Raw genomic sequence first — 16,855 nt, forward strand, 5'->3', positions numbered from 1 at the left:
TCCTGAAGAAAAAACGCCGCGATTCTACCGTTATGACGCCCGTACCAACATGAGCGATATTCATGCAAAAGCGCCACATGCTCTAAAACCGCACAGGTTTGTTATGATCCCGCCCCTTCGTCATGGTCTTTTTCGAGTAGTCCCAATGTCCGATCGCAGCGTCCGCCTTCAAGCTCTCAAGCAAGCTCTCAAAGAGCGCATCCTGATTCTCGACGGCGGCATGGGCACAATGATCCAGAGCTACAAGCTCGAAGAGCAGGATTATCGCGGCAAACGCTTCGCCGACTGGCCGAGCGACGTCAAGGGCAACAACGACCTGTTGGTGCTAACCCGCCCGGACGTGATCGGCGGCATCGAGAAAGCCTATCTGGATGCCGGTGCCGACATCCTCGAGACCAACACCTTCAACGCCACACAGATTTCCATGGCCGACTACGGCATGGAAGAACTGGTCTACGAACTCAACGTAGAAGGCGCCCGTCTGGCACGCAAGGTCGCCGACGCGAAAACCCTCGAGACCCCGGACAAGCCGCGTTTCGTCGCCGGCGTGCTCGGCCCGACCAGCCGCACCTGCTCGCTGTCGCCGGACGTCAACAACCCGGGCTATCGCAACGTCACCTTCGATGAGCTGGTGGAAAACTACACCGAGGCCACCAAAGGCCTGATCGAGGGCGGCGCGGACCTGATCCTGATCGAAACCATCTTCGACACCCTCAACGCCAAAGCCGCGATCTTCGCCGTGCAAGGCGTATTCGAAGAACTGGGCTTCGAGTTGCCGATCATGATTTCCGGCACCATCACCGACGCCTCCGGCCGCACCCTGTCGGGCCAGACCACCGAGGCGTTCTGGAACTCCGTGGCCCACGCCAAACCGATTTCGGTCGGTCTGAACTGCGCCCTCGGTGCCCGTGAACTGCGTCCGTACCTGGAAGAGCTGTCGGACAAGGCCAGCACTCACGTGTCCGCCCACCCGAACGCCGGCCTGCCGAACGAATTCGGCGAGTACGACGAGCTGCCGGTGGACACCGCCAAGGTCATCGAAGAATTCGCCCAGAGCGGTTTCCTCAACATCGTCGGCGGTTGCTGCGGCACCACGCCGGGCCACATCGAAGCCATCGCCAAAGCCGTCGCCGGTTACGCGCCACGGCAGATTCCGGACATTCCCAAGGCCTGCCGCCTGTCGGGTCTGGAACCGTTCACCATTGATCGCAGCTCGTTGTTCGTCAACGTCGGCGAGCGGACCAACATCACCGGGTCCGCGAAATTCGCCCGGCTGATCCGTGAAGACAACTACACCGAAGCCCTGGAAGTCGCCCTGCAGCAGGTCGAGGCCGGCGCCCAGGTGATCGACATCAATATGGACGAAGGGATGCTCGATTCGAAGAAGGCCATGGTGACCTTCCTCAATCTGATTGCCGGCGAACCGGACATCTCCCGCGTACCGATCATGATCGACTCCTCGAAATGGGACGTGATCGAAGCCGGCCTCAAGTGCATTCAGGGCAAGGGCATCGTCAACTCGATCAGCATGAAAGAAGGCGTCGAGCAGTTCATCCACCACGCCAAACTGTGCAAGCGCTATGGCGCCGCCGTGGTGGTGATGGCGTTCGACGAAGCCGGCCAGGCTGACACCGAAGCGCGCAAGAAAGAGATCTGCAAACGCTCCTACGACATTCTGGTCAACGAAGTCGGCTTCCCGCCGGAAGACATCATTTTCGACCCGAACATCTTCGCCGTGGCCACCGGCATCGAAGAACACAACAACTACGCTGTGGACTTCATCAACGCCTGTGCCTACATCCGCGACGAGCTGCCGTATGCCCTGAGCTCCGGCGGCGTGTCCAACGTGTCGTTCTCGTTCCGCGGCAACAACCCGGTGCGCGAGGCGATTCACTCGGTGTTCCTGCTGTACGCGATCCGCGCCGGCCTGACCATGGGCATCGTCAACGCCGGTCAGCTGGAGATCTACGACCAGATCCCGCAGGAACTGCGCGACGCCGTTGAAGACGTGATCCTCAACCGCACGCCGGAAGGCACCGACGCCCTCCTCGCCATCGCCGACAAGTACAAGGGCGACGGCAGCGTCAAGGAAGCCGAGACCGAAGAGTGGCGCGGCTGGGACGTCAACAAACGTCTGGAACATGCGCTGGTCAAGGGCATCACCACCCACATCGTCGAAGACACCGAAGAGTCCCGTCAGTCCTTCGCGCGCCCGATCGAAGTGATCGAAGGCCCGCTGATGTCCGGCATGAACATCGTCGGCGACCTGTTCGGCGCCGGCAAAATGTTCCTGCCGCAAGTGGTGAAATCCGCCCGCGTGATGAAGCAGGCCGTGGCGCACCTGATTCCGTTCATCGAACTGGAAAAAGGCGACAAGCCGGAAGCCAAGGGCAAGATCCTGATGGCCACGGTCAAAGGCGACGTGCACGACATCGGCAAGAACATCGTCGGCGTGGTGCTGGGTTGCAACGGCTACGACATCGTCGACCTCGGCGTGATGGTGCCGGCGGAGAAGATCCTGCAGGTGGCCAAGGAGCAGAAGTGCGACATCATCGGCCTGTCCGGTCTGATCACCCCGTCGCTGGATGAAATGGTCCACGTGGCCCGCGAGATGCAGCGCCAGGACTTCCACCTGCCGCTGATGATCGGCGGCGCGACCACCTCCAAGGCGCACACGGCGGTGAAGATCGAGCCCAAGTACAGCAACGACGCAGTGGTCTACGTGACCGACGCCTCCCGCGCCGTGGGGGTGGCGACGCAGTTGTTGTCCAAGGAACTGAAAGCCGGTTTCGTCCAGAAGACCCGCGAAGAGTACATCGACGTCCGCGAGCGCACCGCCAACCGCAGCGCCCGCACCGAACGCCTGAGCTACGCCGCCGCGATCGCCAAGAAGCCGCAGTTCGACTGGGCCACTTACACCCCGGTCAAACCGACCTTCACCGGCACCCGCGTGCTGGACAACATCGACCTCAACGTTCTCGCCGAGTACATCGACTGGACGCCGTTCTTCATCTCCTGGGACCTGGCCGGCAAGTTCCCGCGCATCCTCGAAGACGAAGTGGTCGGCGAAGCGGCGACCGCGCTGTACAAGGACGCTCGCGAGATGCTGACCAAGCTGATCGACGAGAAACTGATCAGCGCCCGTGCGGTGTTCGGCTTCTGGCCGGCCAATCAGGTGCACGACGACGATATCGAGCTGTACGGCGATGACGGCAAGCCAATGGCGCGCCTGCATCACCTGCGCCAGCAGATCATCAAGACCGACGGCAAACCGAACTTCTCCCTCGCCGACTTCGTCGCGCCGAAGGACAGCGAAGTGACCGACTACGTTGGTGGTTTCATCACCACCGCCGGGATCGGCGCCGAAGAAGTGGCCAAGGCCTATCAGGACGCTGGCGACGATTACAACTCGATCATGGTCAAGGCCCTGGCCGACCGTCTGGCAGAGGCGTGCGCCGAGTGGCTGCACCAGCAGGTGCGCAAAGAGCACTGGGGTTACGCCAAGGATGAAGCCCTCGATAACGAGGCGCTGATCAAAGAGCAGTATTCCGGCATCCGCCCTGCCCCCGGCTACCCGGCGTGCCCGGATCACACCGAGAAGGCCACGCTGTTCGCCCTGCTCGACCCTGAGGCCCAGGAAATGCGCGCCGGTCGCAGCGGTGTGTTCCTCACCGAGCACTACGCGATGTTCCCGGCAGCAGCCGTCAGCGGCTGGTATTTCGCCCATCCGCAGGCGCAGTACTTCGCCGTGGGCAAGGTCGACAAGGATCAGGTGCAGAGTTACACCTCGCGCAAAGGCCAGGAACTGAGCCTGACCGAGCGCTGGCTGGCACCCAATCTGGGCTACGACAACTGAGCCATCAGATTCGGTCCGAGTCGTCGGAAGAGGAGGAACCGTCCGGTTCCTCCCACTCGCGATCAGCCAACCATTGTTCAAGCGTCTCCCGGGATATTCCCAGCACCGACTGAGCGCCCGTTCGCTCAGCATGGTCACGGAGCCGTTGCAGACTGTCTGTCGACAATGATCGCAAGTGTCCCGATAAATGTGTTCCGGCAAGCAGTTCATCATGGCGGCCGTCAAACGCCTGTGCCGGAATATCCCTGATCGGATTGCCGAACAGCTTCAGCGTATGCAGACGCTCGGCGTGCAGCACCCCGGCCGGCCATTCCTTCAGGTCATTGCCGTTCAAATGCAGCCGCTCCAGCCAGGGCGGGATCGCTGCGTTGAAATCCTTGAGTCGGTTGTGATTCAGTTCCAGCAGCTCCAGCGCCTCCAGGGACGCGGCGTTGAAGGATTTGAAACGGTTGTAGTTCAGACTCAGGCGCCTGAGGTGCTGCAGCGACTCCAGCCGCTGTACGACAGTGCGCCCGTCCTGCAAGTGATTGGCGGACAGATCCAGTTGCTCAAGCCGCTGCATGTCGCCGATGGCTTGCGGCAGGTTCTCCAGTGCATTGGCAGCCAGGTCCAGGGTTTCAACTTGCGTGAACGACAGGAGGAAATCGTTGAGGCCCTGCTCGCTCAGTTCCAGCCCTCGCAGATTCAAGCCCGCCACATGGGTAAAGGCTTCCGGCAGCCTGGGCAACGCTCCCACACCGAGAGTGCCTTCCAGATCCAGCACATAATCGGCCTCGCCAGCCTCACCGAGCAGACCCAGTCGCCAGCACTCGATGATTTTTTGTGCCGCGTCCCCGCGACCTTCCGATGAAATTCGCGGATGCCTGAAACGCTGTTCTGAACTGCGCCGGACGAAGATCCAGCCGTTCAACTCCCGGGTCATCACGTCGAACCGCCGGTTCCACTCAGCGAGCCGCGCACTGACTTGTTCGTCGCTGGCGCCGATGCGCAGGTACTCGACTGCTTCAATGGCCTCCTGCTCCGACAGCTCGGGAATGATTCGCTGCAGGCGAGCGATGAAGGAACCTGGATGCTCTTCAGCGGGCAATGCCGGTGGCAGCGGCAACAACCGCGAGGCCACGCGCGACCCCGTCTCGATGGGGTGCGGGTAAGGGTCGGGTATCGGTTCAAGGGCAAACCTTGCCAACGTCCCCTCCGGCAGCCCCAGGGTCGACTCGACCCGTTGTTGTGCCGCCCGCAGGCGGACTTGCGTTTCGTCTGTAAGGGGAGCACCGGTCAGATTGGTATTGATCAACAGTTCGTCACGGGCAAGCATTTGCGGCGCCAGCGTGGTAATGCGGGTGTTGCGCAGATCCAGCCAGCGCAGCGCCCGAAGCTCTTCGGCTGCCCGTGGCCATTGTTGCAGTTGCGTCCCTTGAAGGTTCAGGACTTTCAGGTTCGGCATGTTCGAGACGTCCAGCCGATACAGCGGATTGCCGGACAGGTTGAGCTCCACCAGTTTCACGCGGGTATCGGTGGGGACGGGATTGGTGGTCAGCGCACATTCACTGAGATCGAGATGGCGAATCTCGGGGAACGCGCGCAGGAATCCACGCATTTGTGCAGCATCTGAACGGCGCGATTGCAGACGCAGGGATTTCACATGAGGAAAAGTCCCCGGCATGGGTGGCAGCGGGTCGTCGCAGACCCATTCGAGGTGACTGTAACCCGGGGTTTCGGCAGCAAGTGGTGCATTGCGCCAGCATTGCTTCAACTGACGCACAGCTCGCAAGCGCTCTTCGACATGCGCACCGGGAACCGCCCATTGAGCGAGCGTTGATTCAAGGCGCTCCCACTCAAGCGCGCGTTCGACCAGCCCTTGCATGATCTGCGCGTCGCTTTGGCCTTCTCTCATCGCTCTGAGGATGACCCCGTTGGCCTGTCGCAAATCCAGATTCGGATAGACGTCGAGCAATCGGATCACCAGCGAAGGATTGACACCCGATCGCCCTACTGCGCCCTCCCCACTGGCGAAATACCCCAGTCGACGACCTTCAAGACGCACTGGCGGTGTGAACGCACGGACGCCCTGGCCGGGTGGAACCACGAAGGCGCGAACCTGCTCCGGGTGAGCGGTGGCGTAATCGATGATCGCACGTTGTAGCCTGGCGCCGTCCGTCATCCCGAATATCCCCAGCGCCTCTGTTGTTTGCCGTGGCAAAGCGCGCATGAGCGCGGGGAAAAACCGATCGAGCCGAGCGTTCGATGCCTGCTCGCTGAATGCCTGGAACAACGGCCCCTGTTTCACCAGATACACCCGGTGTGCCGCCGATTCGCTGCCAATCGCCTCAAGCAGCCCGCCCTGTCGATGCCGATCGCGAAACTCCAGTCGCACATCACCCGGCCAGCCCGGCAGTTTCTCGAGCAACTGCAAAGCCAGACGCCCACTGTCGGCTGAAGGATGCTCCAGGTACAAACCGGCATAGGCGCGACTCGCCCGCCCCTGACTTGCGTGCCAACGCGCCTCCTCCAGCAGGCGGCGAGGGACTGGCCTGGAGGTTTGCAAGATCGCCAGCGAGTCGGCATCGGCATGGGTCAGCACCTCGCGGGCGGCGGCATCGCCGAGTCCCGGACACGCCGTTTGCAGCTTGATGATTCGCGCGTCCGGCGCGGCAGTGCCGCGAGGCGCTTCAAACAATTGCAACGCATCGGCCAGTTCGGGCGGCGGCGGCAGGTTATCCAGGTGCATTTTGCGCAAAGCGTTGTCGCTGACACCGCCGATATCGGCGATGGCCAGCAATTGCGTGTCTGAAAGCCTGTCGGTTCGATGCCCGATGCGGCGCAGCAGCGTCAGCCGGTCCCAGGACAACGGACGCTCCCGTGTATGGCGCCAGGCACCGACGCCGTTGTGGCTGAGCGGCGGCTGATAAGCGTGGGGATCGCGGGGATGCCGCACTCGCCAGCGCTTGATTGTCCTGTCCCAGTGCTTCTCGTACGCCCTGCCCTCGATCCGGATCCAGGTTTTTTCCCCTTCGGTGAATTGCCCCAGGGCATTGGGTTCGTGTTGGTGAGGATGCCAATCGGGGCTTTCATAGGCCGTCAGATCCGGACGCCACAGCCGGGTTTCGCCGCTGGCCAATGTGACCGGATGCAGTTTTTCCACCACGGGTGCAGCCGTTGCCGGTCTGACGCCGGCCAGGCTTTTTCCGGCCACGGCGAGCACGCCGAACAGCACCAGATTTTCCGCGACATCGATCAAGTGCGCCTTGGCGGCCTGGCGATCCCCTTCGCTCCAGTCAATGACGCCTTCAATGGACTCTTCCAGCAACTGACCGACCATGACGCCAGTCATGATCTCGCCCAGCACAGGTACAAACCCTGCTGCCGTGGTCAGCACCAGCATGCCGATGTTCAGCAGTGCCGCGAGCTTCTCACTGCGCACTTTCGCATCGACATCAGCCGTGGGTACGGCGTGACTGCGGGCATCGGCAGTGAGCCGGTCGCGGTGTTGCTCGAAAAGATAGTTCCACAGGTCAACGTTTTCGGATGCGGGGTCATCGCCCTCGCGGGGAATGACTGCCGGGGCCAGATAAGGGTCGTCCTCCGGGAGCGGTTGCTGGCGCAGGGGGGGCCATTCATGGACGGATGTGAAGCCGGTGAAGGGATTGAGCATTGTAAGGAGCTTGAGAACAACACGCCCGGCGGCCGATGCGTCCGAGGCATCGCGAGTGAACTGACTGAAATAGTCCGCGCGATCGGCATAAGCCACGAAACGGCTGAAAAACCGCTGATACGCCGTCGGCACAACCTCTGCCGACGAGCCGCTGTCGCGTTCGCTGAAGCGCTTCCTGAACATGTCCCACAGTTGCTTGCGCGTATAACGCTTCAACGGGTGCCGGGGATCATGGGGGATATAGAGCAGCAAATCGTCTGTATAGCGATCATTCTCGCTGATCGAGAAACAGACACATCCAGTCATACGATGCTTCATCAGGCTCAGTTCGTGAAACCAGACGCTCTTGTTGCCCAGGCGAGGATGCCGGTTGCCATCGATGACCGACAGGATCATCGGGTAGTCGGCAGGCTCGATGTCGTTGCACAGCAGCGCCTGCTCGGCGGCAGCGCGCAGATCAGTCTTGGCGGCGCCGATGAAATTGTCCCGCAGGGTCGCTTGCACCTCTTCGGCGTGGAGATAGCCCCTGAGGTAGGCCTGATACTTGGCGCCGATGTCCAGCGAACGGCATAGCGTGATGAACCCGGGAACGGTCAACCTGGTTTGCAGGGGAAGGAGCACACCGGATGTCCACCACTCGATCAAGAAACCGGAAGAATCGTGGAACGCCTCAGGCTCACATTCCGAGGCTGCAAAGTTATGCAGCGCCGCCTGCAGCAGCGGCAGTTTCATGAACTCGAACACACCCACTTCTATCGAAAGGATCCCCATTTGAACCGGTTTGTTCAGGCACAGATAAATCACATCGACATCCATCTCCACGCCAAATTGCTCCTGCAGTGCCTTGGTCAGCAAAGGCCTGGCAAAGGTGTCGATGTTTTGCAGGGATGACAGTTGTCGGTCCAGCCGGGACTGGGCGACGAAACTGGCGACAACGGCGTCGTTCAACGCGCGACGCTGCTGCGCGGTGGCCTGGCGATAACCGGGCGTCAGTGCCGCGTTGGCGCTGCCCAGCTCCGCACGTCGCTGCGCCGTGGCGTCCGTCAGCCAATCGGGAATGGCCTGTTCAAGAAACGGACCGTGGATGCTCTGTGAGGCCGCGGGTCTCATATCAGCGGCGGGAATCGGTGGCATGGCGCCTCTCCTGTGGGATGAGGCATCAGCACACCATTTCGCGGGCGACCGTTCGCAGTAGATAGTTATGCCGGTGCCACCAAGGCATTACCAACGGTTTCGCGCGCTGTCGGCCGATTGACTATGCTCAACAGGCACACTTTGAGACGAGGGATGTATGGACGATCCAGTCGACAACAAACCACCGACCTTCTGGCAGATGCTGCACAGCGTCATGGCGGCGGCGTTCGGGGTGCAAAGCGGCAAGAACCGGGCGAGGGATTTCACCCACGGCAAGCCGAGTCATTTCATCTTTCTGGGCATTGCGTTCACGGCAGTATTCGCCCTGACGCTGTTCGGCATCGTTCAACTGGTGGTGCATCTGGCCGGCGTCTGACTCGCTCAGTGCATCAGTGTCTGCAGATTGAACGGATAGCGGTAGGAAACCGGACGGCCTTTCGCCGAGAGCTTGCGAAAGTGCACGCCATAGTCCGGTGAGGCGCCCATGGCAAGGATCCGGCGGGCATGATCCCGATCGATCAGTTGCAGCAACGGAATCTGTCGGTCACGACCGCCGTACTGATTCAGATCGACACCTTGCGCGTGATCATGCAGCTCGACCAGTGCCCAGCCACCCAGGGTGAAATGGCCGCCCAGCAACGCGCTCAGCCGCCCGTCAACCAACGCCTGCAACGCTTCGGGCGAGGTGTTGACCGCGCTGAACAGCACGTCTTTGCCCGGCACCTTGCCGGCTTCCGAAACGGCACGCATCGCGCCGAAGGCCATTTCATCATTGGCCGCCCACACCAATGACACCTTGGGATAGCGGACCAGCAATTGCCTGGCCTGCTCGTAGGCACGCTGTTGCGTCCAGCCGCCGTAGACCAGTTGCCGCAGATGCACCTGAGGATGCTCGGCGAGTGCCCGTTGCATGCCTTTTTCTCGCAGTTGGGCCGAGGGTGTGATCTTCAGACCGGAAAAGGCCAGCAGGTCGATGCTTTCACCGGGCGCGACAGCCGGATGCAGACGAATCAGCTCCTTCATCATCAAGTAGCCGCCCTCTTCATCGTTGGGTACCAGACTGCCGATGCGATCGGCACGATCGGCCATCATCGCCTTCTGGTTGGGCGTCAGTGCCGAGTTGACCATAAAGAGCTTCACGCCGCTGCCATTGGCCATGCGCAGGATCTGCGGCGCCACGTACTGTTCATTGACGAACACCAGATAGTCCGGGCGCTCAGGCCCCTGCAGGGCCAGTCGCGCCTGAGCCAGGGTCAGTTCCGGCTGGCGCTGGGCATAGAGAATGCGCAGGTCGATCCCCAGGTCCCGGGCGGCCGCTTGCATGAACTGCGAGTAGCTGAGCCAGAACGTTTCCTGGGTCGAACCCGGATTCAGGAACAGCACCGACTCTGCACGCGCGCAGGTACCGAAAACCGCGCCGAACAGCAGCAGACCGAGGTGGAGAAACTTGAACATGAAGCGTCCGGGCCCAGGGAAAAATGGCCGCGCATTATAGCCATTCAATCGCCGGCCATTAGCGCCTGATCCCGCTTTTTGTCCGACAATCGTCGGAGACGGGCCCGGAAGCGTCGTTTTACTGATGGCTGACCCAGAATACTGCCGTTCCCACGACCAGAATGATCAGGAACAGAATTGCCCAGGCATCGACACTGCTATCGCTTTTCCTTGCTTTGGTTGGGTTGCTCATTGCATCGCCTCTTGTCGGTTTTATCGGTGATTGCAGAAAGACTCGACCACAGTTAAGACGATGATTGACCGCACGACAAACAGGGGTTAGTTGACAGCCATTCTCGTTAGGCGATTTGGTTCTTTCCATATACTCAAACATCACTTTTGCGCATAACTGCAAACGGGTATATTGCCCCGGCTCCTTCAGGGAGTGCGCGGCCGTGCGCGCCGAATTGCAGAGGAACCATCGGACTCCAGCAAGCGAAAACGCAGCGTTTTCCGAGTGGCCAAAGCCTGAGAACAGGACTTATATGTACGTATACGACGAGTACGATCAGCGGATCATCGAGGACCGCGTCAAGCAGTTCCGTGATCAGACCCGACGCTATCTGGCAGGTGAGCTGAGCGAAGAAGAATTCCGCCCCCTGCGCCTGCAAAATGGCCTGTATATCCAGCGTTTCGCGCCGATGCTGCGCGTGGCGGTGCCTTACGGCCAGCTGACATCGCGCCAGGTGCGCATGATGGCGAAAATCGCCCGCGACTATGACAAGGGCTACGCCCACATCAGCACGCGCCAGAACGTGCAGTTCAACTGGCCGGCGGTGGAAGACATCCCGGACATTCTTGCCGAGCTGGCCACTGTGCAGATGCACGCCATCCAGACCAGCGGTAACTGCCTGCGCAACGTCACCACCGACCAGTTCGCCGGTGTCGCAGCCGACGAGTTGATCGACCCGCGTCCGTGGTGCGAAATCGTTCGTCAGTGGACGACCTTCCACCCGGAATTCGCCTACCTGCCGCGTAAATTCAAGATCGCCGTCAACGGTTCGACCTCCGACCGTGCGGCCATCGAAGTCCACGACATCGGCCTTGAGCCGGTACACAACGCTGCCGGTGAACTCGGTTTCCGCGTGCTGGTCGGCGGTGGTCTGGGTCGTACTCCGGTGGTCGGCGCGTTCATCAACGAATTCCTGCCATGGCAGGACCTGTTGAGCTACCTCGACGCGATCCTGCGGGTCTACAACCGCTATGGCCGTCGTGACAACAAATACAAGGCGCGGATCAAGATCCTCGTCAAAGCGCTGACTCCAGAAGTCTTCGCCCAGAAAGTCGATGCCGAAATGGAACACCTGCGCGGCGGGCAGACCACCCTGACCGAAGCCGAAGTGCATCGTGTGGCAAAACACTTCGTCGACCCGGACTACAAGGCGCTGAGCAATCAAGACGCCGAACTGGCCGCCCTCGACAAAGAACATCCGGGCTTCGCCCGCTGGCGCACCCGCAACACCCTGGCGCACAAGAAGCCAGGTTATGTGGCCGTGACCCTGTCCCTGAAGCCGACGGGCGTTGCACCGGGCGACATCACCGACAAGCAGCTCGACGCGGTCGCCGACCTGGCCGAGCGCTACAGCTTCGGTCAACTTCGCACTTCCCACGAGCAGAACATCATTCTGGCCGACGTCGAGCAGAGCCAGCTGTTCACCCTGTGGGGCGAGTTGCGTGAAAGTGGCTTCGCCACGCCGAACATCGGCCTGCTGACCGACATCATCTGCTGCCCTGGCGGTGATTTCTGCTCCCTGGCCAATGCCAAGTCGATCCCGATCGCCGAATCGATCCAGCGCCGTTTCGACGACCTGGACTACCTGTTCGACATCGGTGAACTGGACCTGAACATCTCCGGTTGCATGAACGCCTGCGGTCACCACCACGTCGGTCACATCGGCATTCTGGGAGTGGACAAGAAAGGTGAGGAGTTCTACCAGGTCTCCCTCGGTGGCAGCGCCAGCCGTGACGCCAGCCTGGGCAAGATCCTCGGCCCGTCTTTCGCTCAGGAAGACATGCCGGACGTGATCTCCAAGCTGATCGACGTGTACGTGGAACAGCGCACCGAAGACGAGCGCTTCATCGACACCTACCAGCGTATTGGCATCGACCTCTTCAAGGAACGCGTCTATGCAGCGAATCATTAAGAACAACGAGGTCGTCGACGAAACCTGGCACCTGCTGCCCAAGGATTTCAACATCGACGAAATCAGCAACTGCGACGACCTGATCGTCCCGTTGCAACTGTGGCGTGAACACGCCCGCATGCTCAAGGCCCGCGATGGCGGCCTGGGTGTGTGGCTGGACGCCGACGAAGAAGCCGAGGAAATCGGTGACGACGTGAACGAGTTCCAGGTAATTGCCCTGAACTTCCCGGCGTTCACTGATGGCCGCAATTACTCCAACGCCCGTCTGCTGCGCGACCGTTACGGTTTCAAGGGTGAATTGCGAGCAATTGGCGACGTGCTGCGTGACCAACTGTTCTACATGCGCCGTTGCGGCTTCGATGCCTTCGCCCTGCGCGCGGACAAAGACCCGTACGACGCCCTTGAAAGCCTGAAGGACTTTTCGGTGACCTATCAGGCCGCCACTGACGAACCGCTGCCGCTGTTCCGTCGCCGGTAATTCCCCGGGGCATAAAAAAACGCCGGTCATTCGACCGGCGTTTTTTTATGCCCGATTCACCAGAACCGTTGCTGGGTCAGACGGCTCCACCAGCTCAGCAACACGCGATCCACCGAGCCGCTGGCCGCCATGCCGATGCGCTCCTGCAGGCTCTTACGCTCGGCGTAGTGCAGGTGATAGACCTCGGACTGTTTGGCACGCTCGGCCAGGTATTCGTCGCTGGTCTTGAGCTCATCGACCAGTTGCTTGTCCAGCGCCGCGATGCCGAGCCAGACTTCACCGGTGGCGACTTCGTCGATCGCCAGTTGCGGGCGATAGCGGGCAACGAAGTTCTTGAACAGCTGGTGGGTGATGTCCAGGTCTTCCTGAAACTTTTCCCGACCCTTCTCGGTGTTTTCGCCGAATACGGTCAGGGTGCGTTTGTATTCGCCAGCGGTCAGCACTTCGAAATCGATGTCATGCTTTTTCAGCAGGCGGTTGACGTTGGGCAACTGCGCCACCACACCGATGGAACCGAGAATCGCAAACGGCGCGCTGATGATCTTCTCGCCGATGCACGCCATCATGTAGCCGCCGCTCGCCGCGACCTTGTCGATGCAAACGGTCAACGGCACGCCGGCTTCCCGGATGCGCGCCAGTTGCGACGAGGCCAGACCATAGCTGTGAACCATGCCGCCGCCGCTCTCCAGACGCAGGACCACTTCGTCCTTCGGTGTGGCCAGGGTCAGTAGCGCGGTGATCTCGTGGCGCAGGCTTTCAGTCGCCGAGGCCTTGATGTCGCCGTCGAAGTCCAGCACGAATACCCGCGGTTTGGCGTCGGGTTTCTTCTTCTGTTTCTTTTCGGACTTGGCCTGGCCCTTGCGCAAGGCCTTGAGCTGATCCTTGTCGAGCAGGGTCTGCTCCAGCCGCTCACGCAGGCCTTTATAGAAATCGTTGAGCTTGCTGACCTGCAACTGGCCGGCAGATTTGCGCCGGCCCTTGCTGCGCAACGCAGCAAAACTCGCCAGCACCACCAGAATGGCGATGACCAGCGTTACGGTCTTGGCCAGGAAACTGGCGTATTCAGTCAAAAACTCCACAGTGACTCCTTCAAACGATGCGCGGTCGTGAAACACACGCGGGAATTGGCTCCAGCATACCCATGCACAGGCCCGTCGGCCAGCCGTGAAACCTCTGGCAACAAGGCTGGAACGGGCATTTCAAACAAGCGTATGTTTTTTCATTGACAGCTCACCGTCATCCCCATAACCTCGCCTCAACCTTCAACGTACCGGGACGACGCGGACGTGGGCAGCATCTACTTGATTCGACATGGCCAGGCCTCCTTCGGTGCAGACGACTATGACGTCCTGTCGCCGACCGGTGTACGCCAGGCAGAAATCCTCGGCCGTCACCTCGCCGAACTCGGAATCAGCTTCGACCGCTGCCTGTCGGGCGATCTGCGACGCCAGCAACATACGGCCAACAGCGCGCTGGAACAGTTCGCCGCCGTCGGCCTGTCGGTTCCGGTTCTGGAAATCGATTCCGCTTTCAACGAATTCGACGCTGACGCCGTGATCCGCGCCCTGCTCCCGGCCATGTTGCCGGAAGAGCCCGAAGCCCTGGAAATCCTGCGTAATGCCGCGCAAAACCGTGGCGAGTTCCAGCGCATCTTCGCCCTGATCATCGAACGCTGGCTCGCCGGCACCTACGACACGCCGGGGCTGGAAAGCTGGCTGGGTTTCGTCGAGCGGGTCCAGGCCGGGCTGCACCGAATCCTTGAACAGGCCGACAACTCCCAGAAAATCGCGGTGTTCACCTCCGGTGGCACGATCACCGCCCTGCTTCACCTGATTACCCAAATGCCTGCCCGGCAGGCCTTTGAACTGAACTGGCAAATCGTCAACACCTCGCTCAACCAGCTGAAGTTCCGCGGTCGCGAGGTGGCGCTGGCTTCCTTCAACAGTCATGCACACCTGCAACTGCTGAAGGCCCCGGAACTCATCACCTTTCGCTGAGTCCGGATTACTGTGACCCTGCTGCAATCAACCAAAAAGGATCGAACCATGACCTCCGTAGCTGATGCCGTAAAAGCAATGCAAGCCAAGTTCAACCCAGCCGCCGCTGCCGGTCTGGATCTGGTCTTCGGTTTCAACATCACTGACGAAGACAAGCAATACGCCCTGATCGTCAAAGACGGCACCTGCGATATCCAGGAAGGCGAAAACCCGGATGCCAACTGCACGCTGGTGCTGGACAGCGAAACCCTCAAAGGCATCGTCAGCGGCGAAACCGACGGCATGCAAGCGTTCATGGGCGGCAAGCTGCGCGTTGAAGGCGACATGATGCTGTCGATGAAACTGTCCGAGCTGTTTCCGGCGTAAGATCGCGGCTCCGATATTGCGGAGCCTGTCTGATAAAAAAATCCCGTACTTGTAACGGGATTTTTTTATGGTTTGAAAAAATCGGGTCGGTCAGTGCCGAGGGCGTTCAGCCTCGTCCATCGCTCTGAATACCTGTAGGTATTCAGCATCTGCTTCCTGGTCAACCGAAACCTTTCGCGCACTGTTGTTGTCGATCAGATCACCTGTCTGCGCATCCCTGCTGAAAGTGATCACAAAACGTTGCCCATCCAATTCAAGATAAAGGTTGTATAGATCAACTGGCTTGTCAGGCTGATCGAACTTGCTAACCCAATATCTGACACGTTGAGTCAATTGTGGCGGATGGTTGATCAGCGAGTCCGTATTGATTTCGGGAAAGTCATACTCGAGCGCAACCCCTGCAATCGCCACCAGATCCTCATTCATCTCTCGTGTTACAGGCAGTGGTTTGTTGCGCAGCATCGTGTCGACGCTGATTTCTGCTGGCGTCCCTGTCGTGCGCCGGCGGTACATTCCGCTTTCGAACCAGCGAGATGCATCGAAACGATTGTCTTCAGGGCTCCAGAGTCCGTAATTCATCATCACTTTTGAGGACATGTCGTATTCCTTGCCAACCAGAAAATAGCCAATGCCTGCCACCACAAGAATCAGGGCGGTTACGGCGAAACACTTCGATAGTCGTGTTGTGGTCGTCATTTGACGGGTTTGTATTCGCATAGCTTTTTTGGAACGCCATCCGGTGTATTACCGGATCGAACGGGGTGGACAGCGCCTTCGGCATCCAGAGGATAACCAAGGGTGCTGTTGTATTGATCTCGTCCCTGAGCCTGTTTGAGCAATGCAGCATCTCTCTCCGACAAGGTTTTTTTCGGAGCAACAGGAGCGGTTTCGTGCGGTAACTGCGCTTCGGGATTTTTTTGCGCCGTTCGATGAGCAGCCAGGCGTCGCTGATAGTCACTCAGTTGTTTGCGATAAGCACGGCTCGCCGCCTTGTCGGCTTCCTGGCGGGCAGGTGCTTTCTCGACAGCCTGACGATCCTCGTCGGTTCCATAGGTCTGGTCATACAGACTGCGTCGCGGAAATGCCCACACAACGGCACCGGTCGCATTCGCCATAATCTGCGCCAGACTGCGTTCGTAGTGGGGATCCTCGTTTTCTCTCACCGTCAAATCAGCATCGATTCCCAGCCCGGTACGACAGGCGTAGGAATAGATCCTGGCTCCATAAGCGAATGCATCGGGTGTAAACATTCGGGCCTGGGCGTCGCGCAAGCGGTAACTTTCACGCTTGTCGAGTTCATAACCAAACTCGATAGCACCCACCACGCCGTGTGAGAAGAAATCCATCTGCTTGATTTCACGCCCCCTGCGCTTGCGCGAAACCACAAAATCGACCAGTTGCGAGATATTGTCGTATTCGCGGTACTCGGCCTTATAGCGTTCCGTCACGATCTTTTTGACTTCGGCGAGAAGTTTCGGATCGTATTCATCCTTGAAGATGAGAAATGCTCTTTGCACGGAATAATTCGGTGTGGGCTCAGGATAGTTTTTTATTTGCCGTATACCCTGATTGATGAAGTTCATCATGTTGCCGCGCTGACCACGGATATTGGCCATGAAACTGATATAGGAAGCCCCCACCACCGTCACATAATCCTGGGCGAGCGTACCTTTGACCTGAGTCGTCCCATGCTGGTCAGTGGTCTGGGCCTGTTTCTTTTTCGGTGCTGCCACG

11 protein-coding genes are annotated in these 16,855 nt (G+C 59.8%); 6 read left to right on the top strand and 5 right to left on the bottom strand.

All coding sequences use genetic code 11. The annotated features are described in order from the left end of the window. Nucleotides 1–145 precede the first annotated feature (145 nt). On the top strand, nucleotides 146–3,856 hold the full coding sequence (gene metH / locus ACTJK7_RS01960; protein WP_011334495.1) for a methionine synthase: 3,711 nt from the start codon (nucleotides 146–148) through the stop codon (nucleotides 3,854–3,856). Nucleotides 3,857–3,860: 4 nt separating this feature from the next. Here the strand turns inward: metH and ACTJK7_RS01965 are convergent, their stop codons facing one another. Further along, a complete protein-coding gene (locus tag ACTJK7_RS01965) occupies nucleotides 3,861–8,642 on the bottom strand; it encodes a dermonecrotic toxin domain-containing protein (RefSeq protein ID WP_440780134.1) in 4,782 nt (1,593 codons plus the stop codon). Between the two features lie 157 nt (nucleotides 8,643–8,799). Here ACTJK7_RS01965 and ACTJK7_RS01970 point away from each other — a divergent pair, with 157 nt between their 5' ends. Beyond that, nucleotides 8,800–9,018 (top strand): DUF2970 domain-containing protein, encoded by a 219-nt coding sequence (locus tag ACTJK7_RS01970; RefSeq protein WP_007959515.1) that lies wholly within the window; start codon nucleotides 8,800–8,802, stop codon nucleotides 9,016–9,018. Nucleotides 9,019–9,023: 5 nt separating this feature from the next. Here ACTJK7_RS01970 and ACTJK7_RS01975 read toward each other — a convergent pair whose 3' ends face one another. Beyond that, nucleotides 9,024–10,097 (bottom strand): ABC transporter substrate-binding protein, encoded by a 1,074-nt coding sequence (locus tag ACTJK7_RS01975; protein WP_064381313.1) that lies wholly within the window; start codon nucleotides 10,095–10,097, stop codon nucleotides 9,024–9,026. Between the two features lie 524 nt (nucleotides 10,098–10,621). On the opposite strand from ACTJK7_RS01975, the gene ACTJK7_RS01980 reads away from it, so the two are divergent. Next, the gene (locus tag ACTJK7_RS01980) at nucleotides 10,622–12,280 is read left to right on the top strand and encodes a nitrite/sulfite reductase (RefSeq protein ID WP_064381311.1); all 1,659 of its coding nucleotides are present in this window, start codon (nucleotides 10,622–10,624) and stop codon (nucleotides 12,278–12,280) included. Next, entirely contained in the window at nucleotides 12,264–12,758 is a 495-nt protein-coding gene (locus tag ACTJK7_RS01985; RefSeq protein WP_007959510.1) for a DUF934 domain-containing protein, read from the top strand. Before ACTJK7_RS01980 ends, ACTJK7_RS01985 begins: the two co-directional genes overlap by 17 nt. 56 nt (nucleotides 12,759–12,814) lie before the next feature. Here ACTJK7_RS01985 and sohB read toward each other — a convergent pair whose 3' ends face one another. Further along, on the bottom strand, nucleotides 12,815–13,837 hold the full coding sequence (gene sohB / locus ACTJK7_RS01990) for a protease SohB (RefSeq protein ID WP_064381309.1): 1,023 nt from the start codon (nucleotides 13,835–13,837) through the stop codon (nucleotides 12,815–12,817). A 207-nt stretch (nucleotides 13,838–14,044) separates the two neighbouring features. Here sohB and ACTJK7_RS01995 point away from each other — a divergent pair, with 207 nt between their 5' ends. Both ACTJK7_RS01995 and ACTJK7_RS02000 read left to right on the top strand, forming a co-directional pair. After that, nucleotides 14,045–14,755, top strand: coding sequence for a histidine phosphatase family protein (locus tag ACTJK7_RS01995; protein ID WP_108562238.1), 711 nt, complete (start codon nucleotides 14,045–14,047; stop codon nucleotides 14,753–14,755). Between the two features lie 48 nt (nucleotides 14,756–14,803). Further along, on the top strand, nucleotides 14,804–15,121 hold the full coding sequence (locus ACTJK7_RS02000; RefSeq protein ID WP_007959502.1) for an SCP2 sterol-binding domain-containing protein: 318 nt from the start codon (nucleotides 14,804–14,806) through the stop codon (nucleotides 15,119–15,121). Nucleotides 15,122–15,211: 90 nt separating this feature from the next. On the opposite strand, the gene ACTJK7_RS02005 is transcribed toward ACTJK7_RS02000, so the two are convergent. Next, complete coding sequence (locus ACTJK7_RS02005) at nucleotides 15,212–15,718, bottom strand: hypothetical protein (RefSeq protein ID WP_064381305.1); 507 nt, start codon at nucleotides 15,716–15,718, stop codon at nucleotides 15,212–15,214. 95 nt (nucleotides 15,719–15,813) lie between these two features. After that, on the bottom strand, nucleotides 15,814–16,854 hold the full coding sequence (locus ACTJK7_RS02010; RefSeq protein ID WP_085646805.1) for a hypothetical protein: 1,041 nt from the start codon (nucleotides 16,852–16,854) through the stop codon (nucleotides 15,814–15,816). Nucleotide 16,855 lies beyond the last annotated feature (1 nt).

The sequence above is a fragment of the Pseudomonas sp. 22085 genome, from assembly GCF_052045815.1.
Lineage (GTDB): Bacteria > Pseudomonadota > Gammaproteobacteria > Pseudomonadales > Pseudomonadaceae > Aquipseudomonas > Aquipseudomonas glycinae.

Coding starts and splice junctions, on each gene's coding strand:
- metH (WP_011334495.1), top strand. CDS start 146: ATGTCCGATCGCAGCGTCCGCCTTCAAGCTCTCAAGCAAGCTCTCAAA.
- ACTJK7_RS01965 (WP_440780134.1), bottom strand. CDS start 8,642: ATGCCACCGATTCCCGCCGCTGATATGAGACCCGCGGCCTCACAGAGC.
- ACTJK7_RS01970 (WP_007959515.1), top strand. CDS start 8,800: ATGGACGATCCAGTCGACAACAAACCACCGACCTTCTGGCAGATGCTG.
- ACTJK7_RS01975 (WP_064381313.1), bottom strand. CDS start 10,097: ATGTTCAAGTTTCTCCACCTCGGTCTGCTGCTGTTCGGCGCGGTTTTC.
- ACTJK7_RS01980 (WP_064381311.1), top strand. CDS start 10,622: ATGTACGTATACGACGAGTACGATCAGCGGATCATCGAGGACCGCGTC.
- ACTJK7_RS01985 (WP_007959510.1), top strand. CDS start 12,264: ATGCAGCGAATCATTAAGAACAACGAGGTCGTCGACGAAACCTGGCAC.
- ACTJK7_RS02000 (WP_007959502.1), top strand. CDS start 14,804: ATGACCTCCGTAGCTGATGCCGTAAAAGCAATGCAAGCCAAGTTCAAC.
- ACTJK7_RS02005 (WP_064381305.1), bottom strand. CDS start 15,718: ATGTCCTCAAAAGTGATGATGAATTACGGACTCTGGAGCCCTGAAGAC.